1 protein-coding gene is annotated in these 476 nt (G+C 59.9%); it reads left to right on the forward strand.

Annotated elements, in window-relative coordinates:
• The coding region (locus tag G370_RS0107160; RefSeq protein ID WP_154081327.1) for an IS3 family transposase at positions 1-214 on the forward strand (214 nt) is incomplete at its 5' end.
• Between the last annotated feature and the right edge of the window lie 262 nt (positions 215-476).

Raw genomic sequence — 476 nt, forward strand, 5'->3', positions numbered from 1 at the left:
CAACTGCCTGGACAATGCAGCGATGGAGAGCTTCTTTGGGACGCTGAAGTCGGAGTTCTTTTACCTGAACAACTTTGACAGCATCGAGAGTCTGGAGGCGGGGCTGGTGGAATACATCCAGTACTACAACCAAGAGCGAATCAAATTGAAATTGAAGGGCCTGAGCCCGGTACAGTACCGGGAGCAGGCCCAACAGGCCCAATCGGCCGCCTGACCCCTGTCCAAGTCTCGGGGGTCACTTCACCATGGGGGCTTGGCCGCGGCATCCATGCCGCAGACACCCCCGCCCCGCCTGCCCACCCGGCCCCTGACAGTTCCTTGCACGCGGCCACCACCACGGGAAAGATCAGAAAATCAAGATCAAAAGCCGATTCTTCAGACGTTCACGACGCCTGCCGTGTCGACCAAGGTCGACACCCACCAGAAGCAGAGTGTCGTTCCGACAGCCCGCGGGAAACTGTCGAAGGCGGGGCGGG

This window comes from Stenotrophomonas hibiscicola ATCC 19867, from assembly GCF_000382065.1.
GTDB lineage: Bacteria > Pseudomonadota > Gammaproteobacteria > Xanthomonadales > Xanthomonadaceae > Stenotrophomonas > Stenotrophomonas hibiscicola.